The organism is Acidovorax sp. HMWF018 (assembly GCF_003061035.1).
In the GTDB taxonomy this organism is placed as follows: Bacteria; Pseudomonadota; Gammaproteobacteria; order Burkholderiales; family Burkholderiaceae_C; genus Acidovorax; species Acidovorax delafieldii.
In genome coordinates, this window is record NZ_QAIM01000163.1 from 1 (window position 1) to 1,645 (window position 1,645).

At 60.0% G+C, this 1,645-nt stretch carries 2 protein-coding genes; one reads left to right on the plus strand and one right to left on the minus strand.

Annotated features, from left to right (window positions below; genetic code table 11):
- Positions 1–400: 400 nt before the first annotated feature.
- On the minus strand, positions 401–721 hold the full coding sequence (locus DBR23_RS06275) for a copper-binding protein (RefSeq protein ID WP_067513095.1): 321 nt from the start codon (positions 719–721) through the stop codon (positions 401–403).
- A 493-nt stretch (positions 722–1,214) separates the two neighbouring features.
- On the opposite strand from DBR23_RS06275, the gene DBR23_RS06280 reads away from it, so the two are divergent.
- Positions 1,215–1,481 (plus strand): MerR family DNA-binding protein, encoded by a 267-nt coding sequence (locus DBR23_RS06280; RefSeq protein WP_369882091.1) that lies wholly within the window; start codon positions 1,215–1,217, stop codon positions 1,479–1,481.
- The last annotated feature ends 164 nt before the right edge of the window (positions 1,482–1,645 follow it).

Sequence of the window (1,645 nt, forward strand, 5' to 3'; positions counted from 1 at the left end):
TCAGGTCCTGATACCGTCGGGCGCAACGGCTGAGTAAACGCGCTACCGCCAGCTCTTCGCAATTTCGGGATGCCGTCCTACCACCCAGGAAGTGCGGTAGCGCTAAGGTTGGCCCTTCAATCCAAGGAGCAAATCATGGCCAATCAACCCGCCGAGAAACCCGGCCCCCATCATCCGCACCAAGGCCACGTTCCAGGTGATCTGGATCCCCAAGGCCATCGCGACAAAAGCGCTCCACCAACAGGCACGACGGAGGAGCCTGGCGCCCATCATCCGCACGAGGGCCACAAACCCGGGGACCTGGACCCGCACGGACACCGCGATACGTCGGGCGGACAACAGAGGAAGTAAGCTGCTTACGCAGCACTTGAGCGAGGCGGCGAGTCCGCCTCGTTGCGTTTCAGGATGGCACGTAGATCAGTGCCGTCATTCTCAGGCTGAGATCGAACCGATCCGCCTGAAAGCGGACCCGGTCCCCGTCGCGCCTGCCAATCAGCCACTTCGCCTCAACGAACCTGAAGGTCGTCGTCCCGGCCCGAAGGTGCAGATAGGGAATGGCATCGTGCTGCAGGGTGATCTTGCCTGCCTCGTGATCGATCTTGACGATCCGGCCAGAGATGAAGTCGCTGGCGGAAGGCTCAGCGATGCACGCCGCGGTCGCAACCAGCGCCAGTCCAAATCCCACAACCCATTTGCGGCGCGTCAAATGCAAGGTATCCATGGCTAAGTTCCCCCGTTGCGACAGGCCGCGAGCACGTCTCGAGAGTCGCTCGGAAAGGGGTTTTTGTCTGCTCGTCACGTGCCATCGCATGGTACAGCCCTTTTCGCCGAGGGACTCCCCAGTTGCACAGGCATTGCCGCTACGCTAGCCGCCGTCGCGGTCTCACCGCGCAGGCGCACTCCTACAGCTGAGGCACAGTTGAGCGATGTTGAAAACAAAGCGATTCGCTCCAAGTCTATTTTCTCGTGCAATACCAAGGCCAGGAAAAAGCCCACCAAAGCAGCCGCATAGCGCCCGGCACATCCGGATGCTTCGAGCTTGGCAATGGCACGGGTACTCGCCCAATGAGCAATATTGCCAATCCAAGAAATAGCCAAGCAGTCGACAGGAGTTGGACGATCGCCTTGAAGTTGTCGTCGATCACCCGCATGACCAATACACCGGCGAGGACATCCGCCAGCTGCGCTTCATTTGCTTGTGCCGGGCGATGGACATGTCGCTCGAAGAGGTTCGAACACTGCTGAGCTTGGCTTTGCGCAGGAAAGCGGATTGCCGGACAGCGAACATTGCTCTTGATGAGCACATTGGCCATGTCCGCACGAGACTGACGGAACTCAAGGGGCTGCTCGCCGATTTGACCGATCTGCGCGGCCGGTGCGATGGCCTCGGAACCAAGTGCCGGATTGTCGAAGCGTTGCACAGCAGGGCCGATGCGCTTCCTGCCGCAGGGGCTCGTACAAAGCCGCATAGGCATGTCTGAGGCAGGGTAAGAGAGGCGCACCGGAACGCCCCCCAGGACTGCCTTGACTACCGCGAAGGGCATGCACCTAGGGGTCTCCTCGTTTTCAGTGCAATAAGTGACGGTACGCAAAGCTAGCACTGGCGCGGGGGTGGTCTGGGTAGACCGTTGATTTCATTGACTTT